The sequence below is a fragment of the Hafnia alvei genome (assembly GCF_034424155.1).
Taxonomy (GTDB): Bacteria; Pseudomonadota; Gammaproteobacteria; order Enterobacterales; family Enterobacteriaceae; genus Hafnia; species Hafnia alvei.
The window spans coordinates 759641-785000 of record NZ_CP139992.1; the positions used below are offsets into that span (position 1 = coordinate 759641).

The window sequence follows — 25360 nt, forward strand, 5'->3', positions numbered from 1 at the left end:
TTCGGATTTTTCATGCGTTGTATCTGTATGCACTGCACATCCTATTATTCTAAATAGCAAGGTAGTGAACGATTTAGATGCAAAAGAACATCATCCATTTAATAAAATCCAGATGAAGATGATTTTTTAGTATAAGTTTTGATTATGAATGAAACGATGATCTCCTTATTCGCTACTCGACTTCAGAATTTAATTGTATATTTATTATTTGAATAGACCGCCTGTGTATATCGGCTTTGCAAGGTAATACAACTCTTGTTTACTTTTCGCACCTACTTTGATCATAATGTTTCGCTTATGTGAACTAATTATTTTCGCCCCAGTTTTAAGTATTTTTGCGCTTTGAATATTCGTCATTCCATGCATTGTGAAATATAGGATTTTTGACTCCATGCTCGTGAGGTAAGTCGCCGATCTAATCGATGTGTTATCAGACAGTCGTGAATGAATTAGACTAGATAACCGATACTTTATCTTGTCGATAGAATCATTTTTATCAACCCAAAATACATTTCCATTGATGCATTCAGTAAATAGTCTCAAGAGTAAAAATACTTTTTTAGCACAAAGGATAATACATTTGTCGGCACTTTTTATTGATGACAAATTGACACCGTAGGTATCATTAATATCAATATCAATAATTGCTATTTTCTTCTCCTTGAGTTCAGCAGAGGTGAAAATGATGATCTCCTCTAAGGCTAAACGTAGAAAACTATTGTTGGTAATAACATTTTCCATACGGATTATTCTTAGGTCTTAATGTCTGATTTGGTTTGTAGTATTTATGCTAACATGCTTGGCTTTATGTCGGTGTTTATAACTATAAAACTAATTTATTTGATAACATTGTCTGTCTGGAGCTTAATGTATAGGTTTTAATTCTTTGTTTTCCTATCTGTGGGCGGCCTTGGTTATCAATAGCCATTCATCTGACTACTGGCAGTATGCTTTTCCACATTCACTCTTGCTGTTTCCATTCGAGATTCGCCATCTTACATCAAGGTTTGTTTTTGTATAAAGTTACATCAATACAAAAACGCGAGATAAAAACCTATAAGTTAAGCTTTCTTGTTTGTGTTTACTCTGAGTTTTACGTGATTTTAAGTATAAATTACCAGTGTAGGTTTTGACTGCTATTCTTTTGTCAGCTAGGAAATACTGTGTCTTTCTTTGTGAACGGATGCCGGAATACGGCCAACGCAAAGGATGCATCTATCCATTGGATGACGAAACAGTATTAGCCGCTACGCATTTTAGTACGCCGCCACGGAGGGATGCTGAACCCTAATGACAATCGATTTTCCATGGTATATTGAATAAGCGCCTATGAAGCTCAGTGACGACATTTCTACACGTTCAACCAACTTTCATCATTTCATCACTATAGCTTCGCTGGTAGTGAGTTTGATCTGTTTTGTTATGTTCTACTACAAAATTGATAAAATGAACTCAGACCTAGAAGGCGTTCTCAGTATTTCAATCATGAAGTCTGAATATTTGACTAAAATAAACGATATCATTTATTCACGTGTAGAAAAAGATGAGTCATATCAAAAAAATGTCGCTGGGATTTATAAAACCTATGTCAGTGATATTTTTAACTCAAAAATTTCGGATGCAGTAAAGTTTGAAGAAGAGCATTTTGCAGAGAATATTTATCTCAAAGCACGCGATCAGGATGCTCGTCAAATTTATCATGATATTGCTATTGATAATAATCGCTTTCCTGAGTTGGCAAAGAACTTATTAGACCAAACCAAAGCAACGTATAACCGACAATTGATCATTCTTATTTTGATCCCAACGCTGATGGCGCTGTTGCGTTGCATTCAATCAATCTACTATTTTTATTCTCTGCGCAAGCTGCGTGGTAACTACATGATTGACCCACTCACGGGTGTCTATAACCGTCGCTATTTGCCACGCATTCGTGAAACTGAGGGTATTTGCTATATTTTGGCCATTGATGTGGATAACTTTAAAACGGTTAATGATACTTGGGGCCACGCATTTGGTGATACGGTCTTGCAGCAATGTACCTATCGCATGAAAGAGCATCTTCGCGATCACGATATCGTGGTTCGCATGGGCGGCGATGAGTTTTCAATCTTCTTGTTTAAAACCGACGAAGTTGGCGCACAAAGAGCAGCTCAACGTTTGCTAGATACCATTAACGAACAGGCGCTTGAATTGCCTGATGGCGGAACATTTACGCCATCACTCTCTATTGGCATGGCTAAATGTCATGGGAATGTCGAATTGGCGATGAATATTGCGGACCAAAATCTGTATAAGTCGAAGAAGAAAGGAAAAAATACGATTTCGTTCGGAGGAGATAAGTAAAAATGATCCTGAATAAAATTAGACTCTCGCTGAGAACCGCTATTTTTATTGTCTTCTTCATCTTTTCATTAATTATGATTTTGAGTGTCATGTACATTCAATTCTATCGTGAAAATGAGACGTTGAATGTTATGAGTGAGCGCATTATTGATACTCGCGGTGAGGCCGTAAGTAATGCGCTTAATTACTATATTCATATTCCTCAGCAAGCAAACTCTATTGCAGCTATTTTTATCAAAACGCTAGATACTGATAACTGGGATCTCACTTTCCAGCAGATCGAAGGTTATTTGTATAAAGTGATGACTCAGACTTTCTCCAAAGAGTCTCTGCTTAGCTCAATCGCCTTTGGTAGCGTTCAAGGGAATTACATTGGATTTGGACGCGATCTTGAGACGAACTGGACGTTCCAAATTAAAAAGAATCATGAGACTCACAATAAATTGCTGTTCTATAAAGATGGAACCAGCGAGAGTCCAGTGCTCTATAGCGTTGATGATTATAATCTTTTTGGCCGACCTTGGTTTAGTGCTGTCAATGCCTCTCGACGTTCTATGTGGAGCAATGCATACCGAGATGTTAATTCAGAATCAGGGGTAAGCATTTCCTTTAGCTCTCCCGTTTCAGATAAAGATGGTCATTATATCGGTGTTATTTCAAGCGACTTGCGCTTGAGTCGTCTTAACCGATTCTTAGCCAGTCTGACCGCGACTGAGCATAGCCTAATCTATCTGGTTAATGATAAAGAACAGATTATTGCCGCTTCAGCGCCAGAGCTGCTTCAGGGGAAAAAGAGCCAAGGCTTAGCCGAGCAAAGTGGAGCCGATCTTCCGAATGTAAAAGACAGTTCAGAGGCTGTGGTTAAAGCCACGGCTCAATATGTTCGCGATAACAATACCAGTATTAATCGGATTGATATCTCCGGTACCCGTTATTTTAGCAAGGTTATTCAGGTGGGCGATTCGCTCAACCTGAAAGGCTGGAAAATGGTGGTGCTGGTTTCAGAGAATGAGCTAACCGGCAAGCTGTCTAAATATCGTGATATGACATTGCTGATCGCTGGAATTGTATTGTTATTAGGCTGTTTTTTATCACACCGTATTCTTTCTGTTGTTGTAAATCCGTTACGTAAAATTGCTGAACAGGCACCTGATATCGCCTTAAGACGAAAAATTGACAGAAACTACAGCTGGTCATTTAAAGAGATAACGACGCTCGATAACGCACTCAATAGAATGGCAGGCGATCTGGATACGGCTTTTGCACGCCTAGAAAATCAAATTAATATCGATAGCGAAACTGGGCTGCTCACCCGTAAAGGGTTGCTGGCCGAACATAAAATAATATCTTCATCGTTCCGTGGCGTAGTCGGTGTGGTTACGCTCAGTAATCTACAGACGATGATAAACAACCTTGGCAATGGCTATGCCATTAGCTATCTCGAGTCATTTATTAACTTTCTTTATCAATATTTCCCAAGTAACGCCATCGTGGCGCGCGATTCTATTGAGCGTTTAATTATTTGTTGCCCAGGTTCCAGCGAGAAAGATATCAGTGAAAATATTCATCGGTTAATGAACCTTATGCAGGCAGCCGAGAGCGAGTATGTGAATAGCATGCACGTATTCATGGGGTACGTTGGCATTGTTTCCTGCGCCGAAGGCGATCTGCTCGAAACATTGATTATCAGCGCAAATATTGCACAGCAGGCTGCTCTTCATCAAGAAAATGGGAATGCGCGAGTCTATGACGATTCTTTACGTGAGCTCGCACTGAAAAACATTAACATATTGAACCATCTGTATGGCGCCATCCCCAATAACGAACTTTACCTTGTTTATCAGCCGATTATTACGTTAGGTGATCCAGAAGTAAGAGAAGCTGAGTGCTTGATTCGTTGGGAAAATCCCGCATTAGGAATGGTTAGGCCCGATCAGTTTATTCAGGTTGCGGAAGAGTCTGGTTTTATCATTCAACTGGGGCGATGGATTATCGCCGAGGCATGCCAGGAGCTGGCATCGCGCATTGCACATAACTTTTGCTCTAGCAACTTCAAGCTACATATTAACGTTTCTATTATTGAACTGGCCCAGCCCGATTTTTGTGAATATATTCTGACAACTATCGAAAAAGCTGGATTGTCGCCACGTAATATCTGTATCGAAATTACCGAGACAAGCATGATTAAGGGCGACGAACTGCTTAAATCGACCTTGGCTGTTTTGCGTACTGCGGGCGTGAGTGTTTCTATTGATGATTTTGGCTCAGGTTTCTCAAGCCTGTCTTATCTACACAAGCTTGAGTTTGATGCGTTAAAAATAGACCGTAATTTCGTTATGGATGTGCTGAATAACAAGAAAAATGAATCCATTATTTCGGCTGTGATATTGCTGGCTAAAGGGTTTAATGTGCCGCTTATCGCCGAAGGCGTTGAGACCAAAGAGGTTGCGGATAAGCTGCAAACTATGGGCTGTGAGAAAGCTCAGGGATACTATTTCTCACGTCCTGTACCGTTTGACCAGTGGCCAGATGCGTTACTCAATCATCATTAATTTTATGATGGTGTTTTATTATCGTTATTCTTGACCCAGTTTTTATCTTAAACAAATATTCATTTTTGAGGTATACAGTGAGCGTAATTAAAAAAGTCATTATCCCTGTGGCTGGATTAGGGACGCGTATGCTCCCAGCAACCAAGGCAATTCCTAAAGAAATGTTACCTTTAGTTGATCGACCGTTAATTCAATTAATTGTTGATGAATGTGTTGCTGCTGGAATTAAAGAAATTATTTTAGTTACGCATAGTTCAAAAAATGCAATTGAAAACCATTTTGATAAAAATTTTGAGCTTGAATCGACATTGGACTCTAAAAATAAACATCAATTGCTTGATGAAGTTAGAGCAATTTGTCCTGCTGATGTTTCTATTGTTTCGATAAGGCAATGCGCAGCACAAGGATTAGGTCATGCGGTACTGTGCGCCCAATCATTAGTGGGGGAGCAACCATTTGCGGTGTTATTACCGGATGTCATTATGGATAATCTTCATGGCGTGGAAAATAAAAGCAATAATTTAGCCTCGATGATACAGCGCTATGAAAGTACGTCTATTAGCCAAGTAATGGTTTCCCCTGTACCCGAAGAGGATGTCTCTAATTATGGCATTGTTGATTGTCAAGGTGTTGACGCTAATCCAGGCGAAAGCGATCTTATTAAACGGGTAGTTGAGAAACCCGCTAGAGATAGTGCGCCTTCTAACTTATCGATTGTAGGGCGTTATATTCTCCCCCCTGAAATTTGGCCAATATTAGCCAGTACGCCGTGTGGTGCCGGTGGTGAAATTCAGTTAACAGATGCAATCAGTACGTTAATGGAATCGCAACCAGTTGCCGCTTACGCCATGGTGGGGAGCTACTATGATTGCGGAAATAAACTGGGATATGCCCAAACATTTGTTGAAAGCGCAATGGCTCATCCTGATATTGGCCCACTATTTCATGCGTGGCTAACCAGTAAATTTGCCTAGACCTGAGATTTTCAGCGGGTTCATCTGCATCCTTTGAATTTTTCAATGTCAAAGTAGTGAACTAAAAATCTATAAATATCATAAACTGTGGATTTTTGTTCTTTGTTTTTCTGATTTTAATGAAAATATTCTATTTTTGACCGAGCGCAACTAGTCTATTGCTTGAGCGATTTTCACGCAGAGCCGTCCGGCGCGAGCTGCCATCCTTCGTGATGGCTAGCCATGTGATAAAGCTCATCGTTCTCTGTGTTTATTAATGGCGAACATATTCAATTTGCTGTTTTTCTAACATGATTATTTTGAGGTTTATTGATGAAAAGCTTGGATGATATCAAAGGCTTTAAGGAAAAAACGGGGTTAAGTAACTACAAAGTATTATCTGAATATAATGTAGAAAATTTACTGACCCCGTGGGCTATTATTGAAAAATTAAAAAATGAGAGTGAATTTCACTCTTCTATTATTTCAACCGTTGGCCTGTCTGATTTTTCAGATGTAACGGCTAAATCGACGATTAAAGAGAAAACGAATACAACTAAAATTAAAACGTATTCGACACCGACTCCAACGGCAAAAGTTTCTATCTCCGCTGGAGAGCATACGGATAACGGAATACCTTCTCAGTTTGAGGAGAGGCCGCACTTTATCTCAGAGAACACTGCTCGTCAGCCTGTTATTTCATCTCAATATACAACCCCTGAATTCGGTGAGGATAAAAAGCAGCGTTTTGAAGCGCTTTTTAATTCACGCGCTAAGAAAATCTCAAATCATACTGTTCGTGCTGATGAACAGCGTGAATTATCACTTAAAACACTCTTCGATAGGATTGCATCATGCCAATGATTTGTATTTGTTCTCCTCAGGGCGGAAGCGGTCGTTCGAGTTTGGCAGTCAATTTGGCAAGTGCCTATGCTCACCGAGGAAATAAGGTTTTACTGATTGATCTTAATGTGCAGAATTCATTGTTACTGCATTTTAATATAGGCGATGGTGTTGTTCAGGGGTTTGTACCCAATATTGGCAATGAGCCAGACTGGACTCAATATATTCATAAAGTCGGCACGAATTTATATTTATTGCCTTATGGTGATGCAACGTTTCAACAGCATAATCATTTTGAATTTCTGCTTCATCAAGATCCTGCTTTAGTCGTACGTGGCTTAGAAAAATTAAACCTATTTCCTGGTTTAGTGGTAATCGTGGATATGCCGAGCGGGCCGCATATGGCACTGCGCCAAATACAACCCTTAGTCGATATGCATATTGTTATGCTTCAGCCTGATGGAATATCTCCCGCGCTGTTAAGTAAGCTTGAAGATAATCGTTTTCTAGATATGCCGCTGAATAAAAATGGTAGCCAATACTATGTGCTTAACCAGACCGATTCTCGTTATGAAATGAGCCATGATATTGAAATTTATTTCAAGCAAACCTTAAGCGATAGGCTGCTTGGCAATATTCATCGTGATAGCTCTGTTTCCGCTGCGCTAACCAGTCAAAAACAACTGCGGGAATATCGTCCTTCATCGGCGGCGCTGTTCGATATTGATTCAATTGAACAAAAAATCTCTGCACTGCTAGATATCACCGTGGGTGAGAACGGTGCCATGTTGAAATTGACCGGTAATCGCCCATGAAACGCACTCTGATTTCACTATTATCACTGCTGATACTGTTACCTATATCCGTTCTTATCATTTTTACGCCGATGTCTGCGCATAAGCAGTTTATCTTTGGCCTAATGATGATCGGTGTGCTGTTTATTTTAGGGCGTAGCCAGAATAAGAAAATCTCCACCACGTTAGTGGTGTTATCTCTACTTATGGCAACGCGGTATATCTACTGGCGGGCGACTTCAACCTTGTCGTTTAATTCTTGGATTGAGGCCGTGCTCGGATGGGGGCTTTTTGTTGCTGAGATTTATGCCTGGCTGATTATGGTGCTCGGCTACATGCAAACCATTTGGCCTTTAGAGCGTCAAATTGAGCCGTTACCAGACGATATGTCGCTATGGCCAACGGTAGATGTCTATGTTCCTACCTACAATGAAAGCCTCGATATTGTGCGCGATACGGTGCTGGCTGCCCAATGTATTGATTACCCAGCGGATAAGCTCAGAATTTATATTCTCGACGACGGCAAACGCAGCGAATTTGCGGTTTTCGCCGCCGAAGCCAACGTTGGCTACATTACGCGTTCTGATAATGCTCACGCGAAAGCGGGGAATCTGAATAAAGCCATGGCGAAAACCCACGGCGAATTAATCTGCATTTTTGACTGCGATCACGTAGCAACGCGCGGCTTCTTACAAGCGACAGTGGGAAGTTTTCTGCGAGATAAAAAACTGGCTCTGATTCAAACGCCGCACTATTTCTATTCTAAAGATCCGTTTGAACGGAATTTGCCTGCCGCCAACGATGCTCCTAACGAAGGGATGCTGTTTTATGGCCCCGTGCAAAAGGGCAATGACAATTGGAATGCGACGTTTTTCTGTGGTTCTTGTGCGGTTATCCGCCGTGAAGCGCTTGAAGAAATCGGTGGGTTTGCGGTTGAAACCGTTACTGAGGATGCGCATACCGCACTGAAAATGCAGCGTTTGGGCTGGGGTTCTGCCTTCCTTGGATTGCGCTTGTCTGCCGGTTTGGCTACTGAGCGATTAACTCTGCATGTTATTCAAAGAACGCGCTGGGCACGAGGGATGACGCAAATCCTGCGTTTAGATAACCCGCTGTTTGGTCGTGGACTTAAATGGCAACAGCGGTTGTGCTATCTCAACGCCATTCTGCATTTCCAGTATGGTTTGCCGCGTATCGCTTTCCTCACTGCACCACTGGCGTATTTATTGCTAAATCAGAATATTATTGCCTCTTCTGCCAGCATGATCTTCGCCTATTCATTACCTCATTTGGTGATGGCAACCGTGCTTAACTCTCGCTTGAACGGGCGTTATCGCTTCTCCTTCTGGGGCGAAGTGTATGAAACCGTGATGTGTTTCCACTTGGTTATTCCCACGCTGCTTACGCTGATTTCACCACGTCGCGGCAAGTTTAACGTGACGGACAAAGGCGATACGCTGGATCAGGAATACTTTGATAAGCATATCGTGATGCCGCATATCATAACTGCGGTGCTGGTTTTCTGCGGTGTCATTGCTGGTTTAGCGCGGTTTTTCTCCCTCAAATCGCTGGGTATTGAACCCTATGTGCTGCTGCTGAACGTGGCATGGGCTATTTATAGCTTGTTGATCCTATTAGCATCGATTGCGGTCGCCAACGAATCCAAACAGGTACGCAAAAGCATTCGTATCGATATCAAGATCCCCGCCGTGGTGCATTTTTCCAATGGTGCCAGCATCAGAACTGAAACCCGCGATCTCTCCATGGGCGGCGTTCAGTTGGTGAACCCGTCGCCAGCGTTAAAAGACCACGATGTCGAGGCAGTTGAACTTCTGCTGAATAATTCTGAAGTTTGTATTCCTGCGGTGAAAGTCTTCAGTAATGACCACAGCCTGCGTCTGCAATTTGGTGATGTTGGTTTGCATAAGCGCCGAGAGCTGGTGCGCGTTGTCTTGGCTCGTGCCGATGCGTGGTTGGAAACGCCACACGCGCCGGATCGACTATCGCACTCTATGAAAGGGGTGATCAGCAGCGCTGCTCGCCTGTGGGGCATTTTCTGGCGTGGTCGCCAGCGTAAACGGGCGGAAAAAGAGCTGGCTAAACAGCACGCGACGAAGCCACAAATGACAAAACAACAGGGTCATTCAGAGGTGTCGGCATGATGATTTCAATGGCCGCTATGCGACATTCACAGAATCGCCTGAGATTATTAGTAATTATCAGCAGCTTCTTTGCGCTGAATGCCTTTGCTCAGCCGCTCACGTCTGAACTATCTGCTTCGGAAAATGATTCATTTTCGGCGCTATCCTTGCCTCGCCCTGCGGAAACCGCGCCGGAGAATAAGCCGGAGCCGGAAGCATCACCGGTTATCGCCGACAGCCAGCCTGCTGCATTGGCTACGCCAGATGAGCCGTCGGCTCCAGAAGGCGTAGAAGAGACAGAGGCAGAGCCGTCAGCCGAGGCGGCAAAGGCGTTAGAACAGACCAAAATCCATGGAACGTTATCATTGCGTGATGCGGGCATTATTGATGGATTAAAAATCGATGGGCATCAAACACAAAGCGGCTTCACGTTCACTTTACCCGGTGACAGGGTTATCACCAGCGCTCACCTGCTGCTGAAAATTAAAGTGTCCAATGAGTTAGTCGATGGTCAGCACTATTTAAATCTGATGCTGAATGGCCAAGATATGGGGCAACTGCCGCTGAGTCAGGCCGTGGATGATATCAACAGCTTTAATCTTGAAATACCGGCTCCGATGCTGGTTTCCGTGAATAATCTCAGCATCACGTTGGACAACAGTAAGGCGTTGCAGTGCGAAGTAAAAAGTGATGTACGTTATCAACTACAGGTGATGCCCGATAGCCAGATCGATTATGAGGGACTGCGCTTAAATATTGCGCCCACCTTGTCTCGGTTTCCTTGGCCGTTTCTTGACACCTATGAGATGGGCCGCAGCCAAGTTGGGATGGTATTTACTGCGACACCTGACGCTGATGCTCTCACTGCTGCTGCGGTAGTCAGCGGCTATCTTGGCTATCATGCTGATTATAAAGGCGTTGATATCCCGGTGTCCTTAGGACGCTTGCCTGAAAGTAGCGCCATTGTATTTGCGCATGCAGGCGCCACTATCGGTGATTTTACTATCCCAGAACATGCGGGCGCGTCACTGTGGATTACCGATAATCCAAACAATCCCGTGTCTAAACTGTTGGTCGTGAGTGGGCACAATAAAAATGAGTTTTTGAGCGCCGCCTACGCGCTGACTCACAACACGTTGCCAGCAGGGGCTCTGTTGGAAAAGATTGCCCAACATAAAATTCCCGCACGTGTGCCTTATGATGCGCCTCGCTGGGTGAATACCGAGCGTCCAGTAACGCTGAGTAGCCTGATGAAGGACGACAGCAAACTGGTGGTTCGTGGCATAAACCATGAAAACATTCGTGTGGCATTTCGCGCCGCGCCCGATCTTTTCATGTGGGAAGGAAGCACGATACCCATTTCGATGGGCTATCACTTCCCGTCGAATGAGTGGCTTGATGAAGCGCACTCACTGCTGGGCGTATCTCTCAACGGCCACTTTCTGCGAACGCTACCGGTGAATAAATCGGGGGCCATAGAAACCCTATGGCATACCTTGGGAGGCTATTCGCGTCAGGAGCAAAAAACGCTGCATATCCAGCCATATCAAATCTATGGCGATAATCAGTTTGAGTTTTGGTTCTCGGTAAAACCGAAGCCAGATGCACCGTGTCAGGTATTAAGTGACAACACAATTAAAAGCTTTATTAGCCCTGATTCGACCATCGATCTTAGCCATACCTGGCATTTTAGCGAATTGCCTAATCTGTCTTATTTCATCGGTGCCAGTTTTCCTTTCTCTCGTCAGGCAGATTTAGCCCAGACCGCTGTTTTGCTCGCCGAACATCCGCAAGAAACTGAAATAAGCACGCTGATGACGCTCATGGCGCGTAGCGGTAACGCGACCGGTGTAACGACCCACGGCATGCAGATTTACCTCGGCGACAAAGTTCTGCATCAAAATCCCCGTTTGCTCAAAGGCAAGGATCTGCTGGTAGTTGCCACCATGAGCCAGCGCTCTCTGTTACAGACATTGCTAGCGAAAAGTCCGTTTGAAACTCAAGAAGGACAGCTTCTATTACGCCCAATAAATTACTGGCAGCAGGCGCTGGCCTTCTTAAAAGGAGATTGGGGGCGCGATGGCAAAAGCGCAAACCGTTATCTTTCATACGCAGGAGAGTGGCGCGGCTTTATTAGCTATCAATCACCGTGGGATAAGGCGCGCAGCGTGGTCATTGCGACCGCTACGCAGGACGAACAGTTAGCGCTGCTTCCAGCCGATCTACGTAACCCAACCATCAATGCTGGCATTCGCGGCGATATTGCGATTATCGACAAAACCGATGGCGTCCACAGTTGGACCATTGGCCCTCACTATGTCTCGGGGCAAATGCCGTGGTATCTGCAAATTATCTGGTATGCCAACCAGCACATTGTGGTGTTGGGGCTGATTTGTGCCTTGTTAGCAGGCGCTATGGGGCTACTGGCATACGCCTATCTCAAAAATCAGGCTGAACAACGTCTGAAGAATTTTATTGGACACCGCCGCTAGGGCATCACCCGCGAATGTAATATCTGACGGAATCATTATGAAAAACAATAAAGCCAGATTGCCCTTACAGCGACTGGGATTGACGGGGATATGCTTATTATCCTTGCCTTGGTTAGCTTCAGCGGCCGGTGGAGAGAACAGTGCTGTTCTCAGCCAATTATTTAATCAGGCGCAGTATTGGCATGAGCGCGGGCATCCTGACGATGCCAAAAGCGTGTTGAAAAAAGTCCTCAGCGTCGATCCAAATAACGCTGAAGCATTGTATTTGCTGGCACTTTATTCACTGCAGCAAGGGAATAAAACTGAATCATCGAAATGGAAGCAGCAGCTTCAGCAGGTGAGTCCAGACAGCGGGCGGTTACAGGATCTGGATGGTGAAACCACCGCAATGAAAATCGCGCCTACCAAGTTAGAAGATGCCAGACGCTTGGCCCGCAGTGGAAATCCTACCGGTGCGGCAGCGGCTTATGAGGCGCTCTTCAAAGAGGGGATGCCGGTATCTTCGCTGGAAAATGAATATTATCAGACGTTGGCAGCTATTCCAGAACGTCGCGAAGAGGCTATTCAGGCGCTGCAACAAAGGTATCAAAACGCACCGAACGACAGGAAAACAGCGCTGGCATTAGGGCAGATCCTGACCTATCAAGAGTCAAGCCGTCGGGACGGGATAGCTATCCTGAGTTCGTTAGGGGCTTCGTCGCCCGAAGCGGATAAAGCCTTGCGTCAGGCGCTGCTGTGGTTACACCCCAAAGCGGCGGATCGTGAGCTGTATGAGGCCTATCAGCAAGGGCATCCTGATGACGCAGAGCTTGCTCAACATTTCTCTAATAATGTCACCGGTAATCAAGTTGCCAGCGGTTTTGACACCGTTAATAAAGGCGATTTAAAAGACGCCAGCGCGGAGTTTCAGCGCGTGCTTGATGAAGATCCACATAACAGCAATGCGATCGGAGGATTGGGGATTATCGCTATGCGTCAGGGCAAATTTGCTCAGGCGCTGGATTATCTCAATCGCGCGGCGGCGGAAAAAGGGGCGGATAGCGCCAAATGGCAAGATTTGGCCAATAAGTCTCAGTTTTATCTCAAGTTAGATGCAGCTAAAGATCTGGCTCGCCAGTCAGATTGGAACGGAGCATTGGCGGCCAGCGAACCGCTTTTAAGCAGCAGCGGCGATGAGAAAATGGCGGTGGCGCTTTTTCGCGCCGATATTTTGCGCCGTAAAGGCGATTTAGCGGGAGCCGAGCAGGCATATCGGGCGCTGAGCGCCGGAGCCTCGACGCCTGATATTCAGAAATCGCTCTACTACGTGCTGAAAGCAGAAAATAAGTCTGATGAAGCGCTTGAACTGATGAAATCAATGCCGGCTTCATTCCAGCATCAGCTAGCCGAGCAGGGGCCGGTAAGCGTAGATCCATTACGCCACGAAGCAACCCGTGCGATGCAGGCAGGGGATACTTTGCAGGCAGAACGTCTACTTCGTCAGGCGATGGCTAAACAGCCAACGAACGTGTGGGTTCGCCTCGATCTGGCTAGAGCGCTGAAAAAACAAGGCGATGCGGCACAGGCTGAACAAGTTCTCGCGCCGGTGCTTCAGAGCCAAACCAACGACGGGATTTATGTTTTCGCGCTCTATCAGGCTGAAAACCAGCACTGGGATAGCGCGATAAGCCAAATCGACCGGATACCGCGCAATCACTGGAACGCGGATATCAAAGCACTACGTCGACGCGCGGCGTTCAATCAGGATTTGGCTCAGGCCGATTCACGACTGGCTCAGGGCGACAACGCTGGCGCAGCCGCTTTGTTACTGCCGTTGAGCCAGCTTGATATCAGCTCGCCTTCGGATGCAGGACATCTGGCTGCGAGTCTTTATCAAACTGGACAGACAAAACAGGCCGTTAGCGTAGTTCAACGCAATATGCGATTAGGGGTAAAAGGCTCGGCGGGTGACTATGCTCAGCAAATTGACGTGCTGAATAAGGCTGGATTAACCCAAGAAGCGGATGCGTGGATGTCTAATCCGCTGGTGTTGTCGCGCAGTTCTGCGACCGATATCGAGCGCCTGAAGTCAGGAACCACCATCAGGGAAGTCGATCGTCTGCGTGAAGAGGGGCAATATTCTCGCGCATGGGATCTGCTGATCGTGAAACTTCATGACGATCCAAATAACACCGGATTGATGTTGGCGATGGCTCGCGTTTACCAATCGGGCAAAATGTTCAATGAATCTCGCCAGATCTACCAGCATATTTTGGGACGAAATAGCCAAAACAAAGAGGCTCGAATTGGTGCTATCAATCTAGCCTTAGCCGAAGGTGATAAGCAGCAGGCCACGCAGTTGTTCAGCCAACTGCCCGACGATAATACGCCAGAACATCTGCTGCTAGCGGCCAGAGTTGCGCGCAGCAACGGGGATTCTCGCACCGCGCTCGCCTTGCTGCGCAAGGCTAAAAGCCAGCTGCAAGGGCTCTCCGACGGTACTCACGGTTCGAACGCTACGATAAACGGTTTGCCAATAGCCGATAATCCATTTGTGGATGAAACTCCCGTTAGTGATGCTTTCAGAGATGACGGTCAACTGCCGTGGCAGCGGCAGGTTCGGACGTCTTCCTCTGCAAATGGGCAAGGAGCGGTGAAGTCCACGCAAACTATTGTGCAGGTCAGCAAACTGCTGGATGAAATGCGTGAAAAGTTGGCCTCTTGGACGGAGTCTGCGGTCAGCCTGCGTAGCCGCGATGGCGAAAGTGGATTAGGTGCATTGACTGAAACGAAAACTTCGCTGGCCTTTTCAACGGTACCGTTCTGGGAGTCTCGGCTTAAATTCTCAGTGACTCCGGTGATGCTCAATGCTGGAAGCTCATCAGGGCAGTCGAATAACCGCTTCGGTACCGGTGCTTTACAGCAGGCTACGGCCGCGTGGAAAGCTACGCAGGAATCACTCAAAGCATCAGGAGAGTCGGTCGACGCTGCGAATGCCGCACGGAAAGCCTTGGCGGATAAGTCTGCGGCCAGAATTAAAGCCTGTCAGGACCCAACATCAGCCTCCTGTGAAATTGCGATGCGTGAAGAAACCGATGCGCAAGATGCCTACAACTTGGCTCAACAACAGATCATTCAACCTAAGCAATATGGGCCAGATGATTTCACCGCCAACTCCACTGGTTCACAGCGACGCAGCGGGGCTGAAATAGCGCTTTCGTTGTCGGGCGACAACTATCAGGCGGATATCGGAACGACGCCGTTGGGGCAAGATTCCAACCGTCTATTAGGTGGGCTGCGTTGGTCGCCTACCATTGCGGGCAACACGCAGATGACGATGAACGTTGAACGTCGAGCGGTGACTGATAGTCTGCTGTCTTACGTTGGGGCAAAGGATAAATACAGCGGAAAATCTTGGGGTGCGGTCACGAAGACCGGTGGCGGCGTAAGCCTAAGCTATGACGATGGACAGGCCGGTGCCTATGGTGGCGCGTCCTATTATCAGTATCAAGGTAACAACGTCGCTGATAATAGTGCGGTCATTGGCAACGCGGGGATCTACTTCCGTCCGCTGCATTTAGACGACCGTGAACTCAAAGTCGGCGTTAACGCTGACTATATGAATTTCTCCAAAAACTTAAGTAATTTCAGTTTTGGTCAAGGTGGTTATTTTAGTCCACAGGATTACATCAGTATTTCACTTCCAATTGAATACAGCCGAAATGCAGGGAACTGGGACTATAAATTATCGGGTTCCGTTGGCTATCAATCTTATTCACAGAAGCAAAGTGATTATTTCCCTACGCGCCCAGATTGGCAAAATAATCTCGATTGGCTGGTGGATGAAGGCTATGGCAGAGAATCACATTATGCGGCTAAGAATAGTACTGGCGTAAGTTATAACACCAAGCTGCAAGGTAATTATAAGTTTAGCCCGCAATTATCCGTGGGTGGTCAGGTTGGTTATGACACTGTGGGTGAATATTCGGAAGCAACGGCTCAACTCTACTTTAAATATCTTCTGGACAATTAACACGATGACTAATCTGACCATAAATCCGGTGCTGAGAAAATATCATCGCCAACAGCAGTACGTGGCGGGGTGGCAGGATCTGAGCGCATTGTTTTTCTCCGGCATATTACACACTGCGGAAAGCGAAGATGGCAGGGCTTTTCTGCATATGATTGGCGAGAATCTCGCGCGCCGATTTCCGCTTGGCGACGTGCAGACACTGGGTGAGCTTGAAGACGGTGCCAATGCGGTATTGAGTCACTTCGGCTGGGGCATCGTGAATATTGATGCCGATGAACAGGGTATTAATTTACGCCATCAAGCGTGGCCCTATGCCACTGAAGCTGACGATCCCGAGCTGTGGCTGGCCGGTTTCTCCGCTGTGCTTGAAGGATGTTGGACAACGTGGATGCAAACTCAGGGTGCCATGAGCGAATTTGTCACCTTTCTAACGTATGGCGGTGAAAACGCTTTAAATTTCAGGTGCCAATATAAGGATAAAGAATAATGAAGAGAATTAACTGGACGAGAGTTAGTCTATTATTGCTGTGTTTAATAACGTGGCAAACGCAGGCTGAAAGCTTGGGCTGGAGCGAATATAAACAGCATTTTATTTTGCCGGAAGGGCGCGTTGTTGATAATGGCAACAATCAAATTAGTCATTCTGAAGGTCAGGGATATGGAATGATTTTAGCGGATGTTTATGATGATAAAGAAACCTTTGACCAGCTATGGAATTGGACTAAATCTCATTTGCAGCGCCAGGATAACAGCTTATTTTCTTGGCGCTATGATCCGCAAAAGCATCAGGTAAGCGATCGTAATGATGCGACCGATGGTGACGTTCTGATTGGCTGGGCGTTATTACGTGCGGGGCAGCATTGGAATAATCACGATTATTTACTGGCGTCTGAAAACATCCAGCGTTCATTATTACGTTCCGCTATCGTTACGTGGTCTGATAAACACGTTATGCTGCCGGGCGTTGATGGTTTTAAACACCCAAACTATATCAACCTTAATCCATCGTATTTTATCTTCCCTGCGTGGAACGATTTCTATCACTACTCACATAGCCAGCAATGGAAAACATTAATCGACGATGGATTAGTGCTGTTAGCCGATATGCGTTTTGGCGAACATCGATTACCAACGGATTGGGTAGCAATGCAAAAGGACGGAAAACTATCTCCGGCGGAAGGATGGCCCGCCCGCTTCAGCTACGATGCGGTGCGTATTCCGCTATACCTCAACTGGTATAGCAAGAAGCTACCGCAAAACACGATATTTACCGACTACTGGGGAACGCTGCCGGCTGCAAATACGCCTGCATGGGTTGATATAGGCACTCACGTGGTGGCGGAATATCCGCTGTCGCCAGGAATGCGCGCGGTGAGATATTTAGCCACCGGAGATATGTGGCAAGTTTCGGAATCATTAGAGTCTTACGAAGACTACTATTCTGCCAGCCTTAAACTCTTGGCTTTGGCCGCCAGCCGTGAGTGCTGCGCTAAATCAAGCTAAAGAGCGTATGGATAATCCTATAGGGTAGCGCTGAAGTTCACCCTATAGATGAACATCATTGTGCGGATTTCTAGCTCGTTGCTAAATAAGCCCTTTAAAAAGGTGTTCAAACAACGGTTCAACAACATAGTTTCTCCTTATTTAAGTGCTTTCCCACACACTCTTTACAATCCAAATACTTTGCAATTATTCATCATCACTTTATATCTTTGCTGGTGATACTGTCTTATCCGTCAACATAGAGATTTAGAGCATTCGCTCATCGAGGCATATCATGAAAAAATTAATTGGTGTAGCGTTGGTTGCGGCGCTGCTCGCCGGATGTGCGACCAACTCACCTTGCGTACCGGTCTATGATTCTCAAGGTCGTTTGGTGCATACCGATACGTGCATGAAGGGCACGACTCAGGATAACTGGGAAACGGCTGGTGCCATTGCCGGTGGGGCCGCAGCGGTTGCGGGTTTAACGTTGGGTATTATCGCGTTAACGAAATAACGGTGTTATTGCCGACGATGACATAAAAAAACTCAGCTTATTGGCTGAGTTTTTTTATGTGTAAACACAAACATATTATTCTTTCTTTTCATCTTCATAGCGACGCTTAGCGTCTAACGCTTCTTGGTGTGTTGGGTGCTCGCTAATCAGCGTATTGGGGCGCGGATGGTCTGCTCGTAATTCATACCAAATTTCCGTTGCGCCTTGCGTACCTTTTCTTACTTCTACAATGTCTGCATGTCTTGGATAGGGTGGTTTACCTGCCATTTGAGCTCCTTACTATCAGGTGAAATCGGCGTTGTCGCTGTTTTCAGTATAGTCAAAGAGGGCAAGTGGCTAGAGAAAACCGATTATTCTTAGCGTCAGCGCGATGGTTTAGCGAGGCGTTGGCACACCTCGGCAATGTAGCCTTCAAGATGGCGAATAAACGCGCTTACCAACACGGATGACGGACGATGCTTGGGCAGAATTAAGCTCACGGTGAAAGGAACCTCAATGCTAAAAGCACGGATTTCAACGCCTTGCCCAACGAAATCGAGTGCGGTCAATGGATTCACAATAGAAATACCCACGCCTTGGCGAACCATCGCACAAATGGATGCGGCGCTGTGCGTCTCTACCACCATTTGGCGGTTTACCTGTTCGCGGTGAAACAGTGCATCAAGCGTCTGACGGTAGCTATCATTAGGTGAAAGGCTGATGTAGCGCTGGTTTTCAAAGTCCTTTGGGGCCAGACGAGCTTTGCCGAGTAAAGGATGCCCGCTGGGGAGAACGCAAACTTCGTTGAACGTGGCTAGAGTCTGGCGCTCGGTACCGGGCGGCGTGTAGGTGTTTTCGGTCAGGCCAAGGTCATAGCGTTGGGCAGAGAGCCACTCTTCTAATAGAGGAGACTCCTGTGGGATCACGTTCAAACTCACGTCTTGGTGTTCACTCAAAAACGTGCGGCAAACATTCGGTAACAGCGACTGTGAGAATGCGGGCAGGCAGGCGACGGAAAGCTGTGCTTGTTGGAACTGGCGAATATGTTTGGCGGCATCAACGATACGCTCGATGCCGTAGTAGGAGCGTTGTACTTCTTCAAACAGTTGAAGCCCTTGCGCAGTGGGTCTTAGGCGACCGCGCACCCGATCAAACAACGGCATTTGCAGCAGTTTCTCAAACCGAGCCAGCTCGCGGCTTACCGTGGGTTGTGATGTGTTGAGCAGCGTTGCGGCCTCGGTCAAATTCCCCGTGGTCATCACGGCGTGAAAAATTTCGATTTGGCGCAGGGAAATGGCAGGCATAGACAGCGGCGTAGTTAGCGGCATGGTCAGCGGGCTCCAAAGATGAACGGCCTATATCATAAATGAATAGACTTACCCTAAATAGATATTTTATTTAAGGCATGGGCAGTGGCAATAATCGGAGAACAACATCAAGCAACATAAAAAATAGACTGACCGCAAAGAGGATCTCATGCCACGTTCCCTAAATGATCGCACCACCGCGCTGAATATCGATAATCTGCTGGCGCTACCGCAGCGCTTTGGCTGCCCCGTATGGGCTTATGACGGCGATATTATTAAGCAACAGATTGAAAAACTACGTGAATTCGATGTGATCCGCTTTGCGCAGAAAGCCTGTTCTAATATTCATATTTTACGTTTGATGCATGAACAAGGCGTCAAGGTTGATGCGGTTTCATTAGGTGAAATTGAACGTGCGCTGATGGCTGGTTTTCAGCCGGGTGGAAATCCAAGCCAAATCGTCTTTACCGCTGATGTGTTAGACGAAGCCACTCTGGCGCGCGTTGTTGAACTGAATATTCCGGTTAATGCCGGTTCAGCCGACATGCTTACCCAACTGGGCGAGCGCTCGCCGGGTCATCCGGTGTGGCTGCGTGTGAATCCGGGGTTTGGTCACGGCCACAGCCAGAAAACCAATACGGGCGGCGAGAACAGCAAACACGGAATCTGGTTCGAAGAGCTGCCGCAGGCGCTCGCGCTGATCAAGCGTTATGATTTGCAGCTGATTGGTTTGCACATGCATATCGGCTCGGGCGTGGATTACCAGCATCTGGCACAGGTTTGTGACACCATGGCGCGCCAAGTGATCGAACTCGGCCACGACATTCAGGCTATTTCAGCGGGTGGCGGCTTATCTATCCCTTATCAGCAGGGCGATGAATCTATCAATGTGTCGAACTACTATGCGCTGTGGAACGACGCTCGCGAACGTATCGCACGCCATCTTGGTCATCCAATACATCTTGAGATTGAGCCAGGGCGCTATTTAGTGGCGGAGTCCGGCGTTTTAGTGGCGCAGGTTCGTTCGGTTAAAAATATGGGCCGCCGTCATTTTGTTCTGGTTGATGCCGGTTTTAATGACCTGATGCGCCCAGCTATGTATGGCAGCTATCACCATATTTCTCTCATGCCAGCAGACGGGCGTGATGTGAGCGAACAACCGCTGATTGAATCTGTTATTGGCGGCCCTCTTTGTGAGTCCGGCGACGTATTTACGCAAAAGGCGGGGGGGGAAGTGGAAACGCGTGCGCTTCCAGCGGCACAGGTCGGAGACTATTTAGTGTTCCATGATACCGGCGCTTACGGTGCATCGATGTCTTCAAATTATAATAGCCGTCCGCTATTGCCTGAGGTGTTATTTGAAAACAATCAGCCACGTTTAATTCGCCGCCGTCAGACGATTGAAGAGTTACTCGCTTTAGAAATTATGTAAACTTGTCCTCGTCATACTTCAAGCAACTTGTATTACTCGGGTATAGTGCTAAGAAGTTTCATGTGCGTTAGCAATTTGTTGACGCACATGTTTAAAGAATAATAGTTATTATTTACTCTGATATCATTAGCATTAATTGCCATATTTAGCCGTTTAGATCATATCTATCCGACCTTCGCTTCCCGTAGAATAACGGTCCTAATCATTTCACGCGCATCATCTTCAGTTATGAATACCGTCAAAATACAGTCTTCAACCAGAATGAATCCGGTCTGGCAGGATATGCTGCATCAGGCTACACAAACGCTGCTTGCTCAGCGCACGCTTTTTGAGCTGATGCGGGCTCTTCACGGCTTGTCATTTTCCGTTATTCGTTTTGATCGCGTGAATATTTTGCGCCTTGATCCTTTGCATAATCGTATTACTCACTACGGTTATGACCCTGAAAGCAAACAAATGCGGTGCTCTAATGACGTGTTGTTAGCGGAAGGGCCAGGGGGAAAAGTCTGGGCCGATCAGCAGCCTATTTGTTGCCGACGCGATGTATTTGTTCAGCAATTTCCACAGGTGTCTGAACTCGCTCAGTACCGTGATTTAAACGTCTATTATCAGCTGCCGCTGACCACGCCGCGCCAAAGATTAGGCGGTATTGAATTTATTAAACACGGCGATCAGCAGTTCAGCGAAAGCGAACTGGCGCTGGCGCAGCCGTTGGCCGAAGTGGTTGCTAGCGTATTAGAAAATATTCTTGAGCGTGAACATGTTCAGCTTGAGGAAGAGAGCCTGCGCCGCGAGCGCGATCACTACCGCATCTTGGTGGATGTCACGAATGCCGTGACGTCTAAGCTTGATCTTGATGGGCTGGCTGGAGAGGTTTCCAAAGAGATCCATCGTTTCTTCGGGATCGACTATATCGGCCTGTCCGTTTTTGATGAGCAGGAAGATCGCTTTAAAGCCTATGTTGCCTGCTACCAAAGTGGAAAGCCGGTGCTGCGTGAGCAAAAATATCTGCCGTTGGAAGGTTCTCTTGCCCAACAGGTGGTGCAAAGCGAAGAGATGTTGCTGATGGATTTGCAGGACTCCACGCGCCTCGCTCCGCAGGATCGCCAGCTAGCGCAAATGCTTGCGTTTGGTCATCAGACCATCTGCCAACTGCCTCTGGTCTTTGGTAATAAAGTGTTGGGCGTTCTGAAGCTAGCGCAGTGCCAGCCCGCGATATTCAGTGATAATAATCTTAAGCTGCTGCGCCAAATTGCGGCACGTATCGCCATCGCGGTAGATAACGCGCTGGCTTACGGTGAAATATCGCGCCTAAAAGATAGCTTGGTGCACGAGAATCGATATTTAACCGAACAAATTCGCCAAGACAGTGACTTTGGTGAAATCGTTGGCCAAAGCGCAGCGATTAAAAGCGTGTTGGAACAGGTTGAAATGGTGGCGTCGAGCGACTGTAGTGTGTTGATTCTTGGCGAAACAGGCACAGGTAAGGAATTGATCGCTCAGGCAATTCATAACCTCAGCACGCGCAATCAAAAGCGCATGGTTAAGATGAACTGCGCGGCGATCCCCAGCGGCCTGATGGAAAGTGATTTATTCGGTCATGAGAAGGGCGCTTATACCGGCGCAACCTCACAGCGAATGGGGCGTTTTGAGCTGGCGAATAAGAGCTCGCTATTTTTGGATGAGGTGGGTGATATCCCGCTTGAGCTTCAGCCGAAATTGCTGCGCGTATTACAAGAGCGAGAAATTGAGCGACTCGGCGGAAATAAAATTATTCCGGTTGATGTACGCCTGATTGCCGCGACCAATCGCGATCTGAAACAGATGGTGCTGGATCGTGAATATCGCAGCGATCTTTATTATCGCCTTAATGTTTTTCCGATCGTGATCCCACCGCTGCGTGAACGCCCTGAAGATATTCCGCTGCTGGTGAAATTCTTTACGCGCAAAATTGCTAAACGTATGAATCGCACCATCGATAGTATTCCTACGGAAACCATCCGGATGCTGTGCGATTTACCGTGGCCGGGTAATATCCGCGAACTGGAAAATATCATCGAGCGCGCCGTTATCTTAACGCGCGGACCGGTATTAAACTTGCAACTCAATGAGCTGCAATACCACCTGTCACCGCCGTTAGTGCATAAGCCTGCACAAGCGACGCCTTCTTCATGGCCTGTAACACCGGCTGCGGGAAAAGCGCCACACGCGCCCGCACAGGGCGGTGAATCCAGCGAGCGCGAACGTATTTTAGCAGCACTGCGCGAATCTAACGGGATAGTGGCTGGCCCTCGCGGTGCAGCGGCACGGCTTGGGCTAAAACGCACCACGTTGATTTCGCGCATGCAGCGCTTAGGCATTTCTGCGAAGGACTAAAACCTCTCTTCTTACGGGCGAAACTCAGTGTTTTCGCCCGTGTCATCGTGTCGACACAAGTGTCGAAACGTCATCACTCGCCAGAACCATCCCGCCTGTTTATCTTGTCACTTTGAATGATTAATTCCCGTAATTATCTGAATAACATTGGTTATTTAATTATTTTATTTATTGGCACGGATTATGCTTTTGTAGTGATTGAAACGCTCAACGCTGCCGAATGTCGGCCTGATTGAGCGTCAAACAATCAGTGGGGCGATGCCCTAGGTAACACACTCCAACCCACAATGTGGAGCGAGGCAAAGAAGTATGAAGGTCAGCGAATTAACCGAAAAGTCGCTTTATATCCATGACAAAAATGAAAAATTAATGGCGCAATGGGCTCTGTATAAAAGCAGCCTGATCAAAGCCGCAACCTCTTCCAAGCTGAAGATTTTTCATGAGTTCAGCTGCGGTGATGGTGACAGCGTTAACTTCACGGTGTTTGATCACTTTATGGTTGAAGTGAAGCTGGCAGATGAGTTTTACAGCAAAAAGATCCAGTATGGCCTGCGCATGAACGATGAGCAGGGCGAAGATCATTTTGTGGAAATTAGCCATTCAACCATCGATGAGAATGGTCAGATTGATGGCAAGGTTAACAACCGTTCGATGGATGCCGTGTTGGAACACTATCTGGATAAAATCCACGATCTGTATGAAACCTTGTATCAAGCGATGAATACTAACCAGCCGGTACGAGAATTACTGGTAGGGAAGTTAGGCGCTCAGTGATTGATACCTCTCTTCTTTTACTGGGGAGAGAGTTACCCCACCCCAACCCTCCCCTTCGCAGGGGAGGGAGCAGCTTAGTTTTCGATATTAATTCAGCGCTCGATCGGCTAATGGGAGGTTAACCCCTCCACAACTCCCCTTTGCAGGGAAGGGGGCTGTGTAGATTTCGATATTAATTCTGAGCTCGATCGGCTGGTGGGAAGGTAAACCCCATCCAAACCTCCCCTTCGCAGGGGAGGGAGCAGCTTAGTTTTCGATATTAATTCTGAGCTCGATCGGCTCCTCCCCCTGAGAAGGGGGAGGTTGGGAGGGGGACAATCACGAATCTCAACAAATTCTTGGCAGCGGCTCACTATGCGGTAAATCTAGCAGACGAGAGGTGCCATACATTCCGGTTAGGCGCACTTGTTTCCCTTCAGTCACCACGCCAATCGTTGCAGCGTCCACACCCAATGGGTGCAGATGTAAGCTATCAAGCACCGCTTGTTCAGCCTCTGGCGCAACGGCTATCACCAGCTTTCCTTCGTTAGCAAAATTCAGCGGCTCTAACCCTAAGAGTTCACAGATACCGCGCACCGCGCTTTTTACCGGCAGTAATTGCTCGATAATATCGATGCCGCAGCCGCTCGCATTAGCGAACTCATGCATAATGGCGGTCACGCCACCGCGAGTTGCATCACGCAGTGCTCGAACGCCAGGGATATTACGCAGCGGCGCAATCAGCGGAGCCAGTACCGCGCAATCACTGGTGAGCTCAGCCTCAAGCCCTAACTGCTCGCGCAGATTTAGGATCGTGGCACCGTGATCGCCGAGTGTGCCGCTGACGATCAGTTTGTCACCGGGCTGGATCTCAGACGTTCCCCAGTGAATATCGTTCGGGATCGCGCCGATACCGGCAGTGTTGATAAAGATCTTATCCGCCGCGCCGCGCTGAACCACTTTGGTATCGCCAGTGACAATCTGAATATTTGCCGCACGCGCAGTCGCCGCCATGCTACGCACGATCTTCTCCAGATCGACCAGTGGTAACCCTTCTTCAAGAATAAAGCCACAGGAGAGATATTTTGGCTGAGCGCCACTTACCGCCAGATCGTTGGCGGTACCGCATACGGCCAGCTTGCCAATATCGCCACCGGGGAAAAATATTGGATCGATCACGTAGCTATCGGTGGTGAAGGCCAAGCGATCGCCGTGCTGGTTGAAAACACTCAGCGGCAAACGCGCCTGATCTTCACGTTCATCTAAAGCGGGATTGCTAAACAGGGGCAAAAACAGCGTATCAAGCAGTTGCTGCATCGCGCGGCCACCGCTGCCATGCGCCATCGTTATCACATCATCTTTAGACCATTCACTCATTCTT

General features: G+C 47.0%; 18 protein-coding genes. 14 read left to right on the forward strand and 4 right to left on the reverse strand.

Going from position 1 to position 25360, the window contains the following annotated elements; all coding sequences use genetic code 11:
- Positions 1 to 204: 204 nt before the first annotated feature.
- A complete protein-coding gene (locus tag U0008_RS03555) occupies positions 205 to 741 on the reverse strand; it encodes a helix-turn-helix domain-containing protein (protein ID WP_043490985.1) in 537 nt (178 codons plus the stop codon).
- A gap of 588 nt (positions 742 to 1329) precedes the next feature.
- Here U0008_RS03555 and U0008_RS03560 point away from each other — a divergent pair.
- The 11 genes from U0008_RS03560 to U0008_RS03610 all read left to right on the forward strand — a co-directional run bounded on the left by U0008_RS03560 (position 1330) and on the right by U0008_RS03610 (position 18132).
- Positions 1330 to 2346, forward strand: coding sequence for a GGDEF domain-containing protein (locus U0008_RS03560; RefSeq protein WP_025801605.1), 1017 nt, complete (start codon positions 1330 to 1332; stop codon positions 2344 to 2346).
- Positions 2347 to 2477: 131 nt separating this feature from the next.
- On the forward strand, positions 2478 to 4898 hold the full coding sequence (locus tag U0008_RS03565; protein ID WP_162178813.1) for a bifunctional diguanylate cyclase/phosphodiesterase: 2421 nt from the start codon (positions 2478 to 2480) through the stop codon (positions 4896 to 4898).
- 65 nt (positions 4899 to 4963) lie between these two features.
- Positions 4964 to 5872 carry a UTP--glucose-1-phosphate uridylyltransferase GalU gene (gene galU, locus U0008_RS03570; protein WP_043490990.1) on the forward strand — a complete coding sequence of 303 codons (909 nt, stop codon included), beginning with the start codon at positions 4964 to 4966 and terminating at the stop codon, positions 5870 to 5872.
- 312 nt (positions 5873 to 6184) lie between these two features.
- Positions 6185 to 6715 carry a cellulose biosynthesis protein BcsO gene (locus U0008_RS03575; protein WP_043490993.1) on the forward strand — a complete coding sequence of 177 codons (531 nt, stop codon included), beginning with the start codon at positions 6185 to 6187 and terminating at the stop codon, positions 6713 to 6715.
- Positions 6706 to 7509 (forward strand): cellulose synthase operon protein YhjQ/BcsQ, encoded by an 804-nt coding sequence (locus U0008_RS03580; protein WP_025801601.1) that lies wholly within the window; start codon positions 6706 to 6708, stop codon positions 7507 to 7509. The genes U0008_RS03575 and U0008_RS03580 overlap by 10 nt, the downstream gene beginning before the upstream one ends.
- Positions 7506 to 9650: a UDP-forming cellulose synthase catalytic subunit gene (gene bcsA, locus U0008_RS03585; protein ID WP_051874065.1), complete on the forward strand. Its 2145-nt coding sequence runs from the start codon at positions 7506 to 7508 to the stop codon at positions 9648 to 9650. Before U0008_RS03580 ends, bcsA begins: the two co-directional genes overlap by 4 nt.
- Positions 9647 to 12121 (forward strand): cellulose biosynthesis cyclic di-GMP-binding regulatory protein BcsB, encoded by a 2475-nt coding sequence (bcsB, locus tag U0008_RS03590; RefSeq protein ID WP_051874066.1) that lies wholly within the window; start codon positions 9647 to 9649, stop codon positions 12119 to 12121. The genes bcsA and bcsB overlap by 4 nt, the downstream gene beginning before the upstream one ends.
- A 37-nt stretch (positions 12122 to 12158) precedes the next feature.
- A complete protein-coding gene (locus U0008_RS03595) occupies positions 12159 to 16133 on the forward strand; it encodes a cellulose biosynthesis protein BcsC (protein ID WP_043490995.1) in 3975 nt (1324 codons plus the stop codon).
- A gap of 4 nt (positions 16134 to 16137) precedes the next feature.
- Complete coding sequence (gene bcsD / locus U0008_RS03600) at positions 16138 to 16620, forward strand: cellulose biosynthesis protein BcsD (protein WP_051874067.1); 483 nt, start codon at positions 16138 to 16140, stop codon at positions 16618 to 16620.
- A complete protein-coding gene (locus tag U0008_RS03605) occupies positions 16620 to 17636 on the forward strand; it encodes a family 8 glycosyl hydrolase (RefSeq protein WP_043490996.1) in 1017 nt (338 codons plus the stop codon). The genes bcsD and U0008_RS03605 overlap by 1 nt, the downstream gene beginning before the upstream one ends.
- 274 nt (positions 17637 to 17910) lie before the next feature.
- Positions 17911 to 18132, forward strand: coding sequence for a putative periplasmic lipoprotein (locus tag U0008_RS03610; RefSeq protein WP_025801597.1), 222 nt, complete (start codon positions 17911 to 17913; stop codon positions 18130 to 18132).
- Positions 18133 to 18207: 75 nt separating this feature from the next.
- Here the strand turns inward: U0008_RS03610 and U0008_RS03615 are convergent, their stop codons facing one another.
- Both U0008_RS03615 and U0008_RS03620 read right to left on the reverse strand, forming a co-directional pair.
- The gene (locus U0008_RS03615) at positions 18208 to 18399 is read right to left on the reverse strand and encodes a YaiA family protein (protein WP_025801596.1); all 192 of its coding nucleotides are present in this window, start codon (positions 18397 to 18399) and stop codon (positions 18208 to 18210) included.
- Between the two features lie 95 nt (positions 18400 to 18494).
- Entirely contained in the window at positions 18495 to 19415 is a 921-nt protein-coding gene (locus U0008_RS03620; RefSeq protein ID WP_043491045.1) for a LysR family transcriptional regulator, read from the reverse strand.
- 172 nt (positions 19416 to 19587) lie between these two features.
- Here U0008_RS03620 and lysA point away from each other — a divergent pair, with 172 nt between their 5' ends.
- The 3 genes from lysA to hycA all read left to right on the forward strand — a co-directional run bounded on the left by lysA (position 19588) and on the right by hycA (position 24000).
- Entirely contained in the window at positions 19588 to 20850 is a 1263-nt protein-coding gene (lysA, locus tag U0008_RS03625) for a diaminopimelate decarboxylase (protein WP_121626047.1), read from the forward strand.
- Between the two features lie 228 nt (positions 20851 to 21078).
- Complete coding sequence (gene flhA, locus U0008_RS03630) at positions 21079 to 23226, forward strand: formate hydrogenlyase transcriptional activator FlhA (protein WP_051874073.1); 2148 nt, start codon at positions 21079 to 21081, stop codon at positions 23224 to 23226.
- Positions 23227 to 23535: 309 nt separating this feature from the next.
- Complete coding sequence (hycA, locus tag U0008_RS03635) at positions 23536 to 24000, forward strand: formate hydrogenlyase regulator HycA (RefSeq protein ID WP_043491029.1); 465 nt, start codon at positions 23536 to 23538, stop codon at positions 23998 to 24000.
- Between the two features lie 327 nt (positions 24001 to 24327).
- Here hycA and hypE read toward each other — a convergent pair whose 3' ends face one another.
- Positions 24328 to 25356, reverse strand: coding sequence for a hydrogenase expression/formation protein HypE (gene hypE, locus U0008_RS03640; protein ID WP_043491031.1), 1029 nt, complete (start codon positions 25354 to 25356; stop codon positions 24328 to 24330).
- Positions 25357 to 25360 lie beyond the last annotated feature (4 nt).